The organism is Sphingobacteriaceae bacterium (assembly GCA_002319075.1).
Taxonomy (GTDB): Bacteria; Bacteroidota; Bacteroidia; order B-17B0; family Aurantibacillaceae; genus Aurantibacillus.
In genome coordinates, this window is the sequence record NVQB01000001.1 from 1,827,856 (window position 1) to 1,846,165 (window position 18,310).

14 protein-coding genes are annotated in these 18,310 nt (G+C 38.3%); 7 read left to right on the top strand and 7 right to left on the bottom strand.

The window, feature by feature from the left end:
• The first annotated feature begins 47 nt into the window (after positions 1–47).
• Both CNR22_08070 and CNR22_08075 read left to right on the top strand, forming a co-directional pair.
• The gene (locus CNR22_08070; protein PBQ31727.1) at positions 48–1,586 is read left to right on the top strand and encodes a hypothetical protein; all 1,539 of its coding nucleotides are present in this window, start codon (positions 48–50) and stop codon (positions 1,584–1,586) included.
• A gap of 70 nt (positions 1,587–1,656) precedes the next feature.
• Positions 1,657–2,358: a DNA-binding response regulator gene (locus CNR22_08075; protein PBQ31728.1), complete on the top strand. Its 702-nt coding sequence runs from the start codon at positions 1,657–1,659 to the stop codon at positions 2,356–2,358.
• 70 nt (positions 2,359–2,428) lie between these two features.
• Here CNR22_08075 and CNR22_08080 read toward each other — a convergent pair whose 3' ends face one another.
• The 5 genes from CNR22_08080 to CNR22_08100 form a co-directional block, all read right to left on the bottom strand.
• On the bottom strand, positions 2,429–6,211 hold the full coding sequence (locus CNR22_08080) for a hypothetical protein (protein ID PBQ31729.1): 3,783 nt from the start codon (positions 6,209–6,211) through the stop codon (positions 2,429–2,431).
• Between the two features lie 143 nt (positions 6,212–6,354).
• Positions 6,355–7,092, bottom strand: coding sequence for a hypothetical protein (locus CNR22_08085; GenBank protein ID PBQ31730.1), 738 nt, complete (start codon positions 7,090–7,092; stop codon positions 6,355–6,357).
• A 72-nt stretch (positions 7,093–7,164) separates the two neighbouring features.
• Entirely contained in the window at positions 7,165–8,034 is an 870-nt protein-coding gene (locus CNR22_08090; protein ID PBQ31731.1) for a cell division protein FtsX, read from the bottom strand.
• Positions 8,035–8,113: 79 nt separating this feature from the next.
• Entirely contained in the window at positions 8,114–8,908 is a 795-nt protein-coding gene (locus tag CNR22_08095) for an undecaprenyl-diphosphate phosphatase (GenBank protein PBQ31732.1), read from the bottom strand.
• A 32-nt stretch (positions 8,909–8,940) separates the two neighbouring features.
• Positions 8,941–9,180, bottom strand: coding sequence for a hypothetical protein (locus CNR22_08100; protein PBQ31733.1), 240 nt, complete (start codon positions 9,178–9,180; stop codon positions 8,941–8,943).
• Positions 9,181–9,439: 259 nt separating this feature from the next.
• Here CNR22_08100 and gmd point away from each other — a divergent pair, with 259 nt between their 5' ends.
• From gmd to CNR22_08125, 5 genes are all read left to right on the top strand, one after another.
• Positions 9,440–10,528, top strand: a complete 1,089-nt coding sequence (gene gmd / locus CNR22_08105; protein PBQ31734.1) for a GDP-mannose 4,6-dehydratase — start codon at positions 9,440–9,442, stop codon at positions 10,526–10,528.
• Between the two features lie 41 nt (positions 10,529–10,569).
• Entirely contained in the window at positions 10,570–11,511 is a 942-nt protein-coding gene (locus CNR22_08110) for a GDP-fucose synthetase (GenBank protein ID PBQ31735.1), read from the top strand.
• 30 nt (positions 11,512–11,541) lie between these two features.
• Positions 11,542–13,116 carry a hypothetical protein gene (locus CNR22_08115; GenBank protein ID PBQ31736.1) on the top strand — a complete coding sequence of 525 codons (1,575 nt, stop codon included), beginning with the start codon at positions 11,542–11,544 and terminating at the stop codon, positions 13,114–13,116.
• Positions 13,117–14,223: an undecaprenyl-phosphate alpha-N-acetylglucosaminyl 1-phosphate transferase gene (locus tag CNR22_08120; GenBank protein ID PBQ31737.1), complete on the top strand. Its 1,107-nt coding sequence runs from the start codon at positions 13,117–13,119 to the stop codon at positions 14,221–14,223.
• Between the two features lie 105 nt (positions 14,224–14,328).
• Positions 14,329–15,738, top strand: coding sequence for a hypothetical protein (locus CNR22_08125; GenBank protein PBQ31738.1), 1,410 nt, complete (start codon positions 14,329–14,331; stop codon positions 15,736–15,738).
• Between the two features lie 23 nt (positions 15,739–15,761).
• Here the strand turns inward: CNR22_08125 and CNR22_08130 are convergent, their stop codons facing one another.
• Together CNR22_08130 and CNR22_08135 are read right to left on the bottom strand one after the other, a co-directional pair.
• On the bottom strand, positions 15,762–16,391 hold the full coding sequence (locus CNR22_08130; protein PBQ31739.1) for an alkaline phosphatase: 630 nt from the start codon (positions 16,389–16,391) through the stop codon (positions 15,762–15,764).
• 18 nt (positions 16,392–16,409) lie between these two features.
• Entirely contained in the window at positions 16,410–18,203 is a 1,794-nt protein-coding gene (locus CNR22_08135) for an ABC transporter ATP-binding protein (GenBank protein PBQ31740.1), read from the bottom strand.
• Positions 18,204–18,310: the final 107 nt, after the last annotated feature.

Below are 18,310 nucleotides of genomic sequence, written 5' to 3' on the forward strand. Positions count from 1 at the left end.
AACTTTTTTAATTCAAACTCCACTTTTTAAAAACTAACTTTGCTCGCATGAACAAAAGGCTTTTTACTTTTATCTCCATTGCTTTCTCACTTGCTTTGCTGGTGCTTATTTGTTTTCAGGTATACTGGATCAGAAAAGATTATCTCGTGCGCGAAGAATTATTCAAAAGCAAAGTAGACGATGCTTTAAACAGTACCAATATTAAATTAGAAAAATTAGATCCGCGTTCGAGCTATACAAAAATCACAGAGCGCATACAGGGTATTAACCGTCCAGATTTTAAAGGAAGTAAAAAACTAGGATTTAGTGTAAAGTCTGAATTCAGCATCGACACTAATGGCCACCAGGTTAGTGTGTTCAGCCAGAACGATCTGGCCAGCGACTCCTCCATTAAATTTGATGCCTCGTCGGCCAGTTTTTTAAATTATATTCGCAAACAACAATCACAACTTCAGTCTTCTCCAAATGACCTTTCTTTTCAGAATTCCGGCAACAGCGTGTTTGAACTCACCAATACCAAAACTTATTACCCTAACCGGAGACAAAAAATAGACACACTGCTTTTAGATTCTATTTTAAAAACAGAATTAAAAAGAAGAAAAATTCTTACAAAATTCAATTACTACCTTACTTCACTTTACCCCGGAAGTCCTCACCACAGCGACCTTAAGCAGGCCGAGAATATGTCGGATTCTTTAGGTGTAGAGCATTACATTATTAACCTTGCTCCAAATAATACATTTATAAATCCTGAATACCTCATCGTCTATTTTCCTACACAAAACCGCGATGTATTTAAGCAAATGTGGCCTTTTTTAATTACTTCCATTGTAGTGATTCTTATTCTTACCGTTTCATTTTATTATATTATGGCCAGCAATTTAAAACAGAAAAAATTGTCGGTGATCGTAAATGACTTTATCAGTAACATGACCCATGAGTTTAAGACGCCAATTAGTACTATTTCGTTAGCTAGTGAAATGCTGGGGGATGAAAGCATAGCTCAAACTCCGGAAAAGAAATTCCGGTATATTAAAATGATCCGCGATGAAAATAAACGTTTGAGTGTTTTAGTAGAAAGTATTTTACAAACTTCTATTCTTGATAAAGGAGAGTTTAAATTAAAACCAAGTGAGGTTGACGTGCATGAAATTATTAATACTGCATTAAATAATACACATCTTTTAATCAACCAGAGAAAAGGAACTGTACATACTTTTTTAAAGGCGCAGAAATTTAAACTTCAGGCAGATAGAGTGCATTTGACAAATATTATTTTTAACCTTATTGATAATGCGATAAAATATTCCCTGGATGTTCCTGAAATTACCGTTTCTACTTATAATACCGCCGAAGGCATTATGATTCAGGTAAAGGATAACGGCATGGGCATCTCCAAAGAAAATCAAAGAAAAATCTTCGACAAATTTTACCGCGTTCCTACAGGCAATGTGCACAATGTAAAGGGCTTCGGCCTTGGCCTATCATACGTTTTGGCAGTGGTAGTAAAACATGGCGGCACTATTTCAGTGAATAGTGAAGTGGGTAAGGGCAGCACTTTTAATGTTCATTTGCCAATCTCATAACAAATGTTAAAATTGTTAAAATGGCACGTTAAGTGTTTATCTTTAATTAATAATTTAACATTTAGAACGAATGGAAACTGTTAAAACAAAAATCTTATTGGTAGAAGACGATCCAAGTCTTGGGCCTCTTTTACAAGAATATTTAGATGCGAAGGGTTTTGAAACAAAACTAGCTGATGATGGAAAAAAAGGTGGCGATTTGTTTTTTAAAGGATCTTTCGACCTTCTTTTGTTAGACGTTATGATGCCCGTTAAAGACGGATTAACTTTAGCGAAGGAAATACGCGTTGTAGATAAAAACGTTCCTATTATATTTCTCACTGCCAAAAGCATGAAAGAAGATACAATTGAAGGTTTTAATGCCGGGGCGGACGATTATATCACCAAACCTTTCAGTATGGAAGAGTTAATGGCGCGTGTAACAGCTGTGTTAAGACGTACAAATAAAGTACGTTCTTCAGAAGGAGAAGACATTGACTTTAAGGTTGGTAAATACCAATTCAATTCTGAAAAACAAATTCTTCAACATAATGGAGTAGAACAAAAGTTGACTACAAAAGAAAGTCAATTGTTGCGCCTTTTATGTATTCATAAAAATGATGTACTTGATCGTACCTTTGCTTTAAAATCGATCTGGCACGACGATAACTATTTTAATGGTCGTAGCATGGACGTATATATTGCGAAATTGCGTAAATACCTGAAAGACGATCCTAAAGTTGAGATCATCAATATTCATGGAAAAGGGTTTAAATTATTAGTGAATCAATAATTTTTAAAAGTTTCTTAATAAAAAAACCGTCCTAATAATTATCAGGACGGTTTTTTTATATCACCACTTTTTATTTCAGGAGCGTTACTTCGCCAATTTTATTATAAACCTGCCCGTTCAAATCCTTATAGTTCAATCTAAAAATATACGTGTCATTTTTTAAAGGATCATCGCCCTTATTGTTCAGTGTGCCATCCCACCCAATAAGGTAGTCGCCAGTTGTAAATATTTGTTTCCCCCAGCGATCGAAGATTTGGAGACTGTAATTTTTTGCATCCAAACCATAAGGTGAGAACACAGGTTTAAAAAAATCATTTAGCCCATCATAATTAGGAGTAAAAGAATTAGGAATATACACCTCAAAAATATTCTTCACATCAACAATTTTACTGATTTCAGATTTACAATCGTAGATGTTAGTCGCGTTTAACGTTACCTTATATTTTCCTGCCTGCGGAAAATAAACGAGGGGATTAACGTCATACGACTGATTTAGCCCTTCAATAGTCCATTTATAGCGGTTACTATAAAGATTTGTACTGGTATTATTAAACAAAACATCAGGGTTTGCAATCGTAATCTCTTCAGGAGAAATAATAAAATCCGCTATCGGACTTTCCAGAACTTTAATTTCATTTAAAACTACCTGCGTGGAACACCCTAAAGCATCTCTATCTGAATAATTAAAAACAACCGTGTAGGTGCCGGGAGTTTCAAAAAGATGATCGGGTTCAAATTTCTCTGTGCCCGTGCCATCGCCAAAGTTCCACGAATAAATTCCCGCCTCTTTAGCTGTTGAATTAAATGTTACAGAAAATGGCGCGCAACCTTTATATAAACTCCCCGATGCTTTAATTACCGGGACATTTTTTACAAGAATGTTTAGGGTTTTAGTATCCGGGCACAAAAAATAACTTGGGTTAGAATGTGTTTGATAAGTTACTGTATTAATTCCCTCATAAGCCTTCGCAGGATTAAACATTGTGCCTTCTACAGGCGCATCTCCAAGCCACGAACCACCTGGATTTTGAACAAGTCCGTTTAAATTAAAAGGAAAACTAGTTGAACAATAACTTGTTTCACCACGATTTAAAAAATCTGCCGAAATAAATTCCTCTACTGAGATATGGAGTTGCGCGTCGGCAATACAAGGCCCAGAAGCTATACTGTAGCTTACTATATTATCTCCGATTTTAGCAAAGGCAGGATTAAATACTCCGCTTAAAGAAACAATATTAGAAATTGCTGCTGAAAATATGCCACCTACAGGACTTACCTCCAATTGTGAAGGCTGCGACTTATTACAAAATGGTCCGGCACTAGCAATTTTCGGAGTAGCCAAAGAAAATACATTTACACTTAAGGTTGAGTGATCAGGACATAAACCACTTGGATAAGAGGAAGTATTATAGGATATAATAAAATTCCCGGCCCCGCTTAAGGCCGGATCAAAAGCTCCGCCAACGATTCCCGCACCGCTCCAGCTTCCAAGGTTGTTTTGGGTTATTGGAGATAAAATCATTTGGGGTGTGGTTGTGCAAAGATCAGGTACTGAGGCAATGATCTTAGAACTAACAAAAGGCTCGGTACTTATAAGTAATGTCTGCTGAGCATAACATGTATTTGTTCCAATCACATACTGCGCCGCATTCAGTCCGGCCGAACTGGCGGTAGGAGAAAAGACACCACCAGGTGAAAGAAATATCGTAGGAACCCATTGCCCGGTTGCCGGCGTAACACTTAACTGAACAGGAGCATCTACCGAACAAAAAGGTCCCACCTGGCTTATAACAGGCGTTGGTGGGTTTAGTACAGAAATTGTCATACTACGGCTATCCGGACATAATGTTGGATTAGGAGACGATGCATTGTCGTAAGTGACGGTATAAATATCCGTAGAAAGATTGGCAGGAGAAAATAAACTGCTTGTAATAACACCCAGGCCGCTCCAGATGCCTGTGGTGCTCGTTGCATAACCCATTAAATTAACCGGATTATTACTGACGCACAAGGGTGGAACGCCTCCGTTAAAAGATGCGGTATTAAACCTGGAAACATGAAATGTGCTGGAAGAACTGGCCATGCAAGTGCCTATACCCGCCGCATAGGAAACCGTGTTGGTTCCCGGAACATTCAAGGAAGGCGTTTGAAGTCCGGAAGGTGAAACTCCCGTAGCGCCAGACCAAACACCACCAGCCGGATTCGCAGTTAGCATAACGGTTTGCGCATTGGTGCACGTAGGTTGAATAACAGATATGGTTGGACTTGGTGGATTAAATAAAGGCACGGCGAGCACAGTAAAATCGGGACAAACGGATGGATTCGGCGATGAGGTGGTGCTGTATGTGAGATAATAGGTACCGGTAGCAAGCGATAATGGATTAAAATAATTTGTATCCACTTGTGTTCCAGACCATGTTCCTGTTAAGGTATTTTGCACAATGTTCATCAACTTTATTAATGGATCCTGCACGCAAACCAAATTGAGCGTGGAACTTAAAGCTGCTGAATAAAATTTTGAAACCGGCACCACAATGCTATTAGTAACAATACAGTTAGCCACGTTAACCTTGTATACAACAGTGCTTCCGGGGATAGCCGATAAAGATGGCGTGAAGTATCCGGTTAGGCTAACAGCGGGAACCCCTGTCCATGTTCCTCCTCCGGGCGTGGCTGAAAGTTGAAAGGCACTGAAGATGTCGCAGACAGGATTGGGCTGCACAATAAAAGGCTTTTGAGGATTATTTAGTGTAACCGTCATCACTTTAGTAACGGGGCATGTGGCCATGGTACTAATAGGTGTTGCAGTGACACTGTAAACTAAAGTAGATAAACTTACACTGGCCGGTGCCAAAGGGGGCGTAAGCGTAATAGCATTGGCTGTAGCATTTGACACACCCCCGCTTATACTATTCCAGGCATAATAATTTGAAGATGCAGCAGAAGATGGTGTAAAAGAAAGTGCTACACTAAAACTTGTGCCCTGGCACACAGAAGTTGCGGTAGGACTAATACTAAAATTGGGGAGAGGCACCACACTCGCCAAAACAACAGCCTGGCATGTTTGAGTATATGGACTTCCATTAACTACTGCGCTGCTTGTAGCGGAAACCGTGAACATGGTGCTAACCGTTAAGTTTGAAACACTATTGTTAGCAGACGTAGAACTAAAACTCGGTCCTGACCAGGTATAAGAATTTACCGCAGTACTTGTACCGGGTCCTATTCCAAGCGTTACGCTCTGGCCCGCGCAAATGGGTGCCGACACAGTTGGAGAAACAACACATACGAATCCGCAATTAGTACTGGCGGCACCACTTCCAGAATTACTCTGGTTAAACGTTATTGTTTGATTTGTATTTGAAAAATTGGTAATGAGCATAATGTAAAACTCTCCGGGAAGTGCATTTGAAATGGTACAGGTTTCGGTATTCGATCCCGAATAGCTGCACGATTGAATGTTACCCGAAGTCAGGCTTCCGCAGGCACCTGCAAGAGTAGGAAAAGGGCCCCAGCATATAAAATCAATGTCGTTGGCAGCCGACATATTTATAGACATAGATCCGGCGCTTGCCATTTGCATAAAAAACCAGGCTGGATTTGGTTCTGATCCGAGACAACCATAATCTGGACCTGATTGAGCTGAACCTGTATTTACTCCCGCAGGATAGCTCATGGTTTGCCCTGTACAAAAGGGCGCCGCATTTGAGCATGTGCTATTTTGAGAAAACAGCACCTGAACTTTCAAGCACATTAAAACCAGTATGGTTACCTTAATGAGTTTCATGAGTGCGTGTGATTTGTCTATTGGATCTTTGGGTAGTATAAATTTAGTAAAAATCCAATAAACCACTAGCCAAATCTAATTGAAATAGGCGAATTGACGATTTTATTCGCTCATTGAAAGGCGAGGCCTGCTAAATAGTTAAATAACGGAATGGCGGTAATAAAAAAACCGCCTCATTAGAGGCGGTTTAAATAAAAGTCTTATTTCTATTAATCCTTTCTTCCGCCGAATAAACGTAATAAGAATAAAAATAAATTGATGAAATCGAGGTATAAAGTCAAAGCTCCAACTATACCGAGTTTATTTGATGTAGCCTGATCGTATGACGCGTTCTCTCCAAGATTTTTAATCTTTTGTACATCGTAAGCTGTAAGACCAGTAAAGATAATTACTCCAAGTATACTGATAATATAATCCAGTTGAGCGCTCCCCATAAACATGTTTATCAAAGAAGCTATAACAATTCCTATTACTCCGATCATGAGAATACTTCCCATTTTAGTAAGGTCCGTCTTCGTTGCGTAACCAGCAATAGCCATTACTGCAAACAAAGCTGTTGTGCTTAAGAAAACAGTCGTAATTGAACCGATACTATAAACGAAGAAAATAAAACTAAAACTGATTCCATTTATAATTGAATAGGCTACAAACAAGCCAATCAGCGCCGGAAAAGAAAGCCTATTTAAACCAAAATTAATTCCTAAAACAAAAAGCAATGGGGCAAACATTACAACGTATGCGAAGATGGTTGGTTTAAACCCAAATTCAGTTTGTTGAAGCAGCATGCTTTTTAATTCCGGCATGTTAGCAAACGCCAATGCCGAAACTGCCGTTAATAACATGGCGAGTGCCATCCATGAAAAAGAATTGCGAAGCAATTTATTTTCGGTTGCAATGCTTGTGTACTCTAATTTTTTAAGATCTGTACTTCTGAAATTTTCGTCCATAAAAGTGTGAATTTTTAACTGTAAATATACACAATTTAGGAGGCGGTAAAGGTTAAGAATTCAAAAAGCGATTTAGAAGTAGAGATCGCTGGTTTTGAGATGCAGGTATCTTAAAACAGCAAGGAAGGCGCTGAATGCAGAGATGATTACACCTACCAGAATAATTCCAGTAAAAAGAATTACAAGCACGTTTTCATCTTGTAGTTCAAGCAGATCAGGGATAAAACGGGTGCTTAAAACTAAAAATCCAGCCAACATAATTCCTGCGATAATTCCTGCAATTACCCCTTGTCTGAAGCCTCTGAATATAAAGGGCTTACTTATAAACGAGCGGGTTGCACCTACAAGATACATTGTTCTGATTAAAAATCTCTGCGAATAAATTGAAAGGCGAATAGTGTTATTGATCAAAGCTATTGCCACTATAAGAAGTGCGCTGCTAAAAATAAGGATGAAAAAAGCCACTGCCTTTGTGTTTTTATTCAACTTGTTTATCATTTCTTTTTGATAAACGACTTCTTTAATAAAAGGTTTCTGCAAAAGAGTTTTTTCAATCACCATCAAAGTATCGGTGTTGGCATAGTTTGCGTTCAGCTTCACGTCCAGAGAATTTAATAAGGGATTACTTCCTAAAAAAGCTACAAAATCTTCCCCCAAATCAGCTTTTAATTTTTCGGCGGCTTGTTCTTTATTTATAAGGTTAACCGTTTTAGTAAAGTCTGAATTGTTTAACTCCTGCACCAGAACATCGATTTGAGTTGCGGTGGCGGTATCTTTCAAATAGATCTGAAATCCCACATTCTCTTTAAAGTGGGTGGAAAGTTTGTTTGCGTTTATGATGAGCAGACCTAAAGCGCCAAGCATAAATAAAACCAGGGAAAGGCTGATAATAACCGTTACACCAGAAGTACGAAGTCTTTTTTTTGTTAATCTGTCGCTCACAATCTAATTTATTAAGCGAAGGTATTTTTTTCTAACCTGAATAAGTTGCACTACCAAAAGATTAATTAACAGGGCGGTGTTAGACTATGGCGATTTCGATGCCCATCAGGAAGAGAATGATCAGAACGCCGCCAACAATTATGCGGTATACACCAAACCACTTAAAGCCGTATTTGTTGAGAATTCCGATAAAGCTTTTAATAGCAAGCATAGCCACTACAAACGCGATAACATTTCCGAATACCAGTAATTTAACTTCTTCAGAAGTTACTACCAGCCCGTCTTTATAAAAATCAAGCAATTTTTTTGCAGTTGCCGCAAACATGGTGGGCACAGCCAGGAAAAAAGAAAATTCGGCGGCCGCCTGACGGGTAAGCTTTTGGCTAAGGCCCCCGATTATAGTGGATGCACTCCGACTCACTCCCGGAAACAAGGCAAGGCATTGAAATGCCCCAATCTTGAAGGCATCTGCATAAGTTATTTCTTCATCATTTGATTTTACCGGATTTTTAAACCATTTATCTACAAACAACAATATAATTCCACCTACAAATAAGGCTACTGCAACTCCAAAAACATTCTCTAATTGCTCATCTATCCAGTCGCCAAGTAAAATGCCTGCAATAGCGCAGGGAATAAAGGCAACCAGTAATTTGAAATAAAAATTTACAGATTTAAAAAATCTTTTAAAATAAAGTACAACCACACTTAAAATGGCTCCAAACTGAATAGCTACCGTAAATAACTTTACAAAAGGTGTAGCTTCCATGCCTAAAACAGCTGTGGTAATCATCATGTGGCCGGTAGATGAAATGGGAAGATACTCAGTCAATCCTTCTACGATTGCAATGATGAGCGCCTGTAAATACGTCATAAACTAGTGATAATTATGCGAAAAGATCCCGCTTATTTGGTTACTTCTACTTCGTTAACTTTTGGACGCCACATAATAGCAACGATAATAGTTATGAAGCCTACCAGGCAAACCATTGGTGCAAGAGTGATACGCTGAAAACTAAAAACCTCTTCGTTAAAAACATTCGGATCTTCACTTTTTCCACCAATCATTAAAAGATAACCAAGAACAATAAGAGCAATTCCAGCTATCAGAACATAATAATTTTTTTTCGTGAAGGTAGTTTTCATATATCTATTTTATTATTTTTTAATTGTCATACGGTATAGCCTCCCGATAACTATCGGGATTATCATCCGCGTTTGTATTTTAGCATCCCGATAACTATAGGAAGGCTATTTCATAATTATAATTTGTGTTTTAAGTCTTTTTTTACTTATAGCCGTAAGGTAAAATAAAGTTCAAATATAACTAAAAATCATTTTATCAATTCCTTTTTAGGGCGCGCTTGTGCATTAATTTTTCGTAATATTGTTAATTGAAATTATTATGGGAAAAGTAGCACTTATAACAGGAGTAACGGGACAGGACGGCGCTTATCTTTCGGAATTACTACTGAGTAAAGGATATGAAGTTCACGGAGTAAAAAGAAGGAGCTCTTTATTTAATACCGACAGGATTGATCACCTTTACCAGGATCAGCATGAAAAAAATGTAAATTTTAAATTGCACTACGGTGATTTAACCGATAGCACTAACCTTATCCGTATCGTGCAGGAAGTTAAACCGGATGAGATTTACAATCTCGCGGCTATGTCGCATGTAAAAGTAAGTTTTGATACTCCGGAATATACCGCAAATGCTGATGGCATTGGAACTCTTCGTATTTTAGAAGCTATCCGTATTTTAGGTCTTGAAAAAAAGACGCGTTTTTACCAGGCATCTACGAGTGAACTCTATGGTTTGGTTCAGGAAATTCCCCAAAGAGAAACAACTCCTTTTTATCCCCGCAGCCCTTATGGCGTTGCAAAACTTTACGCTTTCTGGATCACCAAAAATTACCGGGAAAGTTATGGCATGTTTGCATGTAACGGCATTTTATTTAATCACGAAAGTCCGTTAAGAGGTGAAACATTTGTAACCCGTAAAATCACGCGTGCCGCAGCAAAAATCAGTCTAGGTATGCAGGATAAACTATTTATGGGAAATATTGATTCTGAAAGAGACTGGGGTCATGCGAAAGACTACGTAGAAGGCATGTGGCGCATGTTGCAACAAGATGAGCCGGAAGATTTTGTACTGGCTACCGGAATTAAAATCACGGTAAGAGAATTTATCAATATGGCTTTTGCTGAAGTAGGCATTTCTTTGAAGTGGGAAGGAAAAGCGGAGAATGAAAAAGGAATTGACGAAACTACGGGCAAAGTAATCGTAGAAATTGATCCTAAATATTACCGTCCCGCCGAAGTAGAATTACTAGTGGGTGATGCCACAAAGGCCAAAACTAAAATGGGTTGGACACCAACTTATACCGTAGCTGAACTTTGCAAAGAAATGGTGCAATCAGATGTTGAATTGTTTAAGCGCGACAAATATCTTATTGAAGGCGGTCACAAAGTTCTAAATTACAAAGAGTAATACACCAGGTTTTTCAGAAATAAATTTTCTTCTCAAAAAAAATGGAATTAAACTCTAAAATATATATCGCGGGTCATCGCGGAATGGTAGGTTCGGCAATTTTAAGAAATTTAAAGGCGAAAGGATTTTCAAATTTTATTCTCAGAACATCGGCAGAACTAGATCTTCGTAATCAACAGGCTGTTGCTGATTTTTTTCTAAAAGAAAAGCCAGAATATGTTTTTTTGGCCGCCGCGAAAGTTGGAGGTATTCAGGCTAATAATATTTACCGTGCTGATTTTCTTTATGAAAACCTGATGATCCAAAACAATGTTATTCATTCTGCTTTTGAAAATAAAGCCGAAAAACTCATGTTCCTTGGATCTTCCTGCATCTACCCTAAGCTTGCGCCTCAACCTTTAAAAGAAGATTACCTACTAAGCGGTTTTCTGGAAGATACCAACGAACCTTACGCAATTGCTAAAATTGCCGGCATAAAACTTTGCGAAAGTTACAGAAGACAACATAATTCGAATTTTATTTCCGTGATGCCAACAAATCTTTACGGACCAAATGATAATTATAACCTCAACAATTCACATGTGCTTCCGGCATTGATCCGCAAGTTTCATGAAGCCAAAGAAGCTAATTTTCCTTCTGTCGAAATGTGGGGAACGGGTTCGCCTTTACGCGAATTTTTGCATGCTGATGATATGGCAGACGCCTGCGTTTTCCTGATGCAAAATTATAACGGTCAGCAGCATCTTAACATTGGAACGGGAGTTGATCTTTCAATTAAGGACCTGGCATTGATGATTCAAAAAATAGTTGGTTTCAAAGGGGAGATAAAACATGACCTTAGTAAACCAGATGGAACGCCCCGCAAATTAATGGATGTGAGCTTTCTTCATAGTCTTGGCTGGAAACATAAAATCGCCCTGGAAGAAGGAATACATGCCGTTTACGAAGATTTTAAGAAAAAGGAGAACGTAAAAGTCCTGTAATAAAACCACATTATTTTACAAAAATACAGGATGACACCGCTTTTAAATTGCTTATATAAACGTGTTCTCTTCGCTGTCTTTATAGTTCTGTTCGGTAACGGTATTTATTTAAAAGCTCAGTTTTATAACTTGCCTAACGACTATTCCTTTTCTCTTCTCACAGAAAGAGGTCTTGCGGCAAAAGATTCGTCTATCCACACAGGTGTGAAACCTTACATACATTTCTTCTCGAATAAATACATCCATGTGGCAGATAGTCATCGGGTATTTAAATACATAAACGACGATCCGGCCATCGACCTAGTTTTCTACAAACATTTTTTCAGGGTAGAGCCTAAAAAAGAAAAATTCAAATTGCGGCTTGATCCGCTTTTAAATTTAGAATACGGAGAAGATCCTTCTGATAAAAAACTAAGAAGAGCTTTTGTGAATACCCGCGGGGTAATTGCCAGTGGATATGTGGGTGACAAAGTTTATTTTGAAAGTTTGTTTGCCGAAAGTCAATCGGTATTTCCCAGGTATATGGCCAATGTGGCCAATGCAACGTCTGTTGTTCCCGGCCAGGGGCGCTGGAAACAATTTAAATCACAGGGTTATGACTACGCATTCTCTTCAGGCTTTGTTTCTGTTCAGGCTTTAAAAAATCTGAATATACAGGTAGGGCATGGCAAACACAAGATCGGAAACGGTTACCGCTCTCTTCTATTAAGCGACAATGCTTTTAATTATCCGTATGCAAAAATAACGCAACAGTGGTTTAAAGGGCGGGTTCAATACAGTAATATCTATTCAGTATTTATGAACCTTGTTTCTGCCTCAAAAGTGATTAATCCAAATACCGAGCGTTTATTTCAGAAGAAGGCCGGTTCTTTCCAGTATTTAAGCCTAAATGTTAATAAGAGTTTTAACCTTGGCTTTTTCCAGGGAATGATCTGGCAGTCGGGAGATGAGCGCAACAAGCAGCATTTGAAGTGGCAGTATTTTAACCCTCTAATTTATACGAACCTCTTAAGTTATGGTTTGGATAACAGAAATAACATTGTTACTGGCTTAGATGCGAAATACAAACTCAGTAATAAAATAGCCATTTATGGCCAGCTGATGTTGGATAAAACTAAGACAGATTCATCTGCCAGCCGTTGGGGTTGGCAAGGCGGCATCAACTACTTTGATGCTCTTGGAGTTAAAAACCTTTTCCTGCAGGTAGAGTATAATTATGTAAAAAAAGACAGTTATTTAAATGCAAATACCATCAACAGTGATCAATCTTATTCACACTACAATCAAAATTTAGCCTACACACCGGGTAGCGGCAACGAACTTGTTTTTCTTGCTGATTACAAAATAAAACGTTTCTTTTTCAACTTTAAATACAACTATCAGCAGGTTCCTCAGAATTCTTCTGTATCTGAGAGCTTTAGTTACATCAACATCGTAAACGCAAAAGTGGGATATCTTATAAACCCGGCGTATAATTTAAACATCTCCTTCGGAATGCTCCATAGAACTCAAAATTTTTCTATCTTTAACACTTTGAATAACGAAACAAATTATCTCTACGTGGCCATAAGGACAAGTCTTTATAATTTGTATTACGACTTTTAAATGGCTGCATTAATACTTGTTTTTCTAACTTCTTTTATCGTAGTCCTCTACTCTACTCCTGCTTTAATTAAAGTGGCGGTATTAAAACGACTCATTGATACACCCAGCGAGGAACGTAAAATACATAAGCGTTCTGTGCCAACCATTGGTGGAATTATTATTTATGCAGGAACTTTGTTTGCCTACGCGCTTTGGTACAATGTTCCTGAAGGAGCGTATTACGATACCATTTTTAAATCCATTAATGAATTTAAACTGATCATTGCTACAAGCCTGATTCTATTTTTTGTTGGCGTAAAAGATGACATTATAGGCACAGCCCCGGTTAAAAAGCTATTTGCTCACATTGTTGTAGCGCTTATTCTTGTTTTAATGGGAGATATACGTATTACGGGGCTGCACGGGATTTTCGGTGTATCAGGAATTCCTTACTGGGGAAGTGTTTTTATTTCCATTTTTACTTATGTAGTAGTTGTAAATGCATTTAATCTTATTGATGGTGTAGATGGCCTCGCAGCGGGGGTAGGATTTCTGAGTTCTTGCGCATTTGGCATCTGGTTTATTTTTGCAAATGAATTTGCTTATGCGGCTTTATGTTTTGCCCTTGCCGGCGCTTTAACCGGATTCTTAATTTTTAATTTCTCTCCGGCGAAGATTTTTATGGGCGATTCAGGCTCTCTCGTAATAGGGATGTTTATTTGTGTACTGGCAATTAAAATGATAGAGTATCCTATTGATCAGATAGATGGTTTTTGGGTTCATGTAAGCAAACCTGTATTTGCTATTTCAGCACTGGCTTATCCCCTCATGGATACCCTGCGCGTATTTATTATCCGTGCGGTAAAAGGCCAATCTCCTTTTAATGCAGATCGCAATCATATTCACCATAAGCTTATTGATTGTGATTACAGCCACGTTAAAACCGTTATTATCATTTACACGTTTTCGGTTGTAACTGTAGGTGCTGCCATACTTACTTATTATCTAAACGCTCCCACGTACAGCCTGTTAACCGTTGTTGGAATCGGTGCGCTTTTCCTTTTGATCGTTATAAATCTCAATAAGCGCAAAATGTCACTTAAACAGACAGCTTCACCTGAACTGTGATAAGAGAAAACTACTGACTACCCTTAAAATTTACCGCTCCTGTAAGATTTGGATTTTGATAAGTCCAGCGTAAATAAATTATTTAATTTTAAGAATATTTACGTCATGAAAAAAATCATTATTTCGTCGCTGTTGCTTTTTTCCCTCGCTGCTAATAGCCAGTCTTCCTGGGATTTGCAAACCTGCATTAACTATGCGCTTAACCATAATATCAGTTTAAGACAAAGAGCCTTAACAAACGAAACCAATAAAAACACTACTGATCAAAGTAAGGCCAGTCTGCTTCCATCGTTAAATGCTGGGGTTACCCATAACTACAATTTTGGTAAAACAATCGATAGATTTACCAATACTTTTGCGAACACACAGGTATTATCACAGAATTTTTATTTGAGCACAAGCGTTGTGTTATGGAGTGGCTTAAGTCAGTACAATAATGTAAAATCTAACGAATACGCTTACCTGAGCGGTGTTGAGCTCTTAAAGCAACAACAGAATGATTTAGCTCTTAACGTAGCTAATGCGTATATAGGCGTGATTTTTTCAGAAGAAATTTTAAAGATTTCTCAAAATCAATATTCTGTTACCTCCGAACAACTCGATAGAACTTCAAAATTGGTGAGCGCCGGGGCTCTTGCCAAAAGTGTAGAATATGATATTAAATCACAGCTGGCAAACGAACTTGTAAATGTAACCGTGGCCGATAACAATTATCAGATTTCCCTTCTTAGTCTTAAACAGTTAATGAATTTAGACAGTGTTGCAAATTTTAAGATTGAACGTCCAGTTATTACCCTACAGGAAGCTCAACTGCTTGAAAATAATGTGCAATACATTTACGAATCGAGTTTAAAGACTCAGCCAAGCATTAAGAGTAACGAGTATTCGATTATGAGTGCCGATCGTTATTTAAAATCTACAAAAGGAAGAATTAGTCCAACGCTTAGTATGAACGCCAATCTTGCTACTGGTTATTCGGGGCTGGATGTTCAGGGCACAGGACAATATAATAGAGTTGCTTATACTTTGGGAGATATTCCGAATTTTGGACCGATTACCTATTACACGAATGAACCTGTTTTAGAAAAGAAACCTTTTAGTGCGCAATTCAAAGACAACGTTGCAAAGAGTTTTGGATTCACTTTAAATATTCCCCTATTTAATGGTTTGCAGACACATACCCTGATTAAGAATGCGCAATTAAATTCATTGAATGCACGTTTAACACAGGATCTTACAAAACAAAATTTATACAAGAACATTGCGCAGGCGCATGTAAATGCGAAAGCTGCTTTAAATAAATACCAGGCGAGTGAGTTTAGTGTAGAAGCAGCCACGGAGTCATTTAAATATGCAGAGCAAAAATTTAATGCCGGAGTTATCAGCGCTATTGACTTTAGCACTTCTAAAAACAGGTTGTATGCGGCAGAAAGTAATTTATTGCAGGCCAAATATGATTATGTTTTTAAGCTAAAAGTTTTGGATTATTACCAGGGAAAACCTTTGGGATTTTAATCTAATACCCATATGGGCTCCTCTTACTTACCGGCTTTTTTCGTCTTAAAAATTAATCTTAGTATGGGTAAAGCTGTAAGGATAATAAGAGCAATAAAGATGTAACCCATGTAATCCGTTATCTGAGGAAAGATCTGCACCAGGAAAAATCCTATGCCGGTAAGACTTAATACCCAGGCAAGCGCCCCTACGATATTGAAAAACATAAATTTGAAAAAATCTATTTTAATCACACCAGCAATTATCGGCGCAAAAGTTCTCACAACAGGCAGAAAACGCGCCATTACAAGCGTTAGATTTCCTCCATACTTATCGTAATAGGTTTTGGTAACCTCAATTTGTCTTTGCTTAAATAACCAGCTGTCTTTACGCGCATATAGTTTTTCCCCGGCTTTTCTTCCAAACCAATAACCGGCGGTATTTCCAAGTACTGCGGCCAGAGACATGAGCGAAACCATTTCCAGGTAACCTACATGCATTAGCTCGGGCTTTGCTTTGCATAAAATTCCCGCTAATAAAATGAGATTGTCTCCGGGCAAAAAGAAGCCGATTAATAAACCTGTCTCCGCGAAGATCACGAATAAGAGTAGCCACAAACCACCGTATTCGATGATACTGTTTGGATCGGTTAATTGTTTAAGGAAGTCCCACATGTTCAGGAAAGTATGTTATTATTTCTCTTTTCGCAACATAGCGTCTTTAATATTTTCCAGATCTCCTTTTGGAATAGAATCTATGAGCTTACGGGTATACTCGCTTTTGGGATTCAAATAAATCTCATCGGGATCTCCCATCTCTTCTATCTTTCCTTTTTGCATTACCACCATGCGATCACTCATAAATTTCACAACGCTTAAATCGTGACTGATAAATATGTAAGTAAACTTAAATTCCTTCTTTAATTCGTTTAATAAGTTCAAAACCTGAGCCTGTACGCTCACATCCAGAGCACTTACACTTTCATCGCAGATAATAAATTTAGGATTTAGTCCCAAAGCGCGCGCAATGCAAATCCGCTGACGTTGCCCGCCGCTAAACTCATGTGGATAACGGTTATAGTGTTTTTCTTCAAGACCAACCCGTTTTAAAAGTTCTATCACTTTGGCTTTTCGTTCTGCCTGCGTCTTAAAAATTTGATGGACACGCATAGGCTCTTCAATGGCCGATCCAATTGTAATGCGTGGGTTTAAAGAAGAGTACGGATCCTGGAAAATCAGCTGCATATCTTTGCGATACTGACGGAATTCACTTTCATCCATAGTCAATAGATCTCGATTTTTGTATAGAACACTTCCTCCACTAGCTTCCGCTAATTTTAAAATAGTTCGTCCCAGGGTGGTTTTACCACAGCCGCTTTCCCCAACCAATCCTAACGTTTCTCCCTCATACACATCAAAGCTCACGTCATCCACTGCTTTACTATAGCTTAGCACTTTTCCTAAAAAGGTTTTTTTAGCAGGAAACCACGTTCGCACATTTTTAAGTTCTAAAATTTTCTCCCTTTGATATAGTTCTTTGTGCTCTGCCTCACGTTCATTTGATGTGATGATCGCGCTCTTTAACGCTTCACTAACATTCGTATCTACTTCAATAATTTCTCCGTTCTCCCCCCGAGTCATAAAATCACTAACTACCGGTAAACGCTTTACTCTAAAATCTAAAGGTGGGCGACATGCCAACAAACTTTTTGTATAAGGATGTTTCGGGTCAGAAAAAATTTCGAAAACCGGACCCTGCTCTACAATTTTGCCTTTATACATTACCACTACCTGGTCTGCAAGCTCCGCAATAACGCCAAGATCATGAGTAATGAACATAATACCCATCTGATACTGCTGCTGCAGTTTTTGTAATAGTTCCAGAATTGTTTTCTGAACGGTAACATCTAAAGCTGTAGTAGGTTCGTCGGCAATTAAAACGCTTGGTTCGCAACTGATAGCCATTGCTATCATGACCCTTTGTTTTTGTCCACCCGACAGTTGATGAGGATACCTGTCGAACATTAATTCCGGTGCAGGCAGCTGCACTTCTTTAAAAAGATCAATTGTTTTTTGCCTCGCTGTTTCTTTAGACACCTGACGATGTAGAAGAATAGCTTCCATTACCTGCTCACCACATTTCATAACCGGATTAAGCGAAGTCATTGGTTCCTGGAAAATCATCGCGATTTCATTACCGCGGTATTTTCGCATTTCTTCTATCTCCGTTTTTACCAGATCAATTCTCTTGCCCTCTTTACTGTGGTAAATAATTTCTCCGCTGGTTATTTTTCCAGGGGGATTTGGTATCAGGCGCATGACTGAAAGTGAAGTCACTGATTTTCCAGAGCCGCTCTCACCCACAATGCCAATAGTTTCACCTTTATTTAAAGTAAAAGAAACATCATTCACAGCTTTTACAAGCTCCGTTTCTGTTTTAAACTGTGTTACAAGGTTCTTTACTTCCAGCAGAGGCTGCTTATGCATAATTTATAAACTTACTTTGCGATTAAAGTAAGAAATATTTTCAATATAAATTCTTTAAAGAAAGTAAGAAACCAACACCCACAGGGTTGAAACTGGCATCAGGTAAT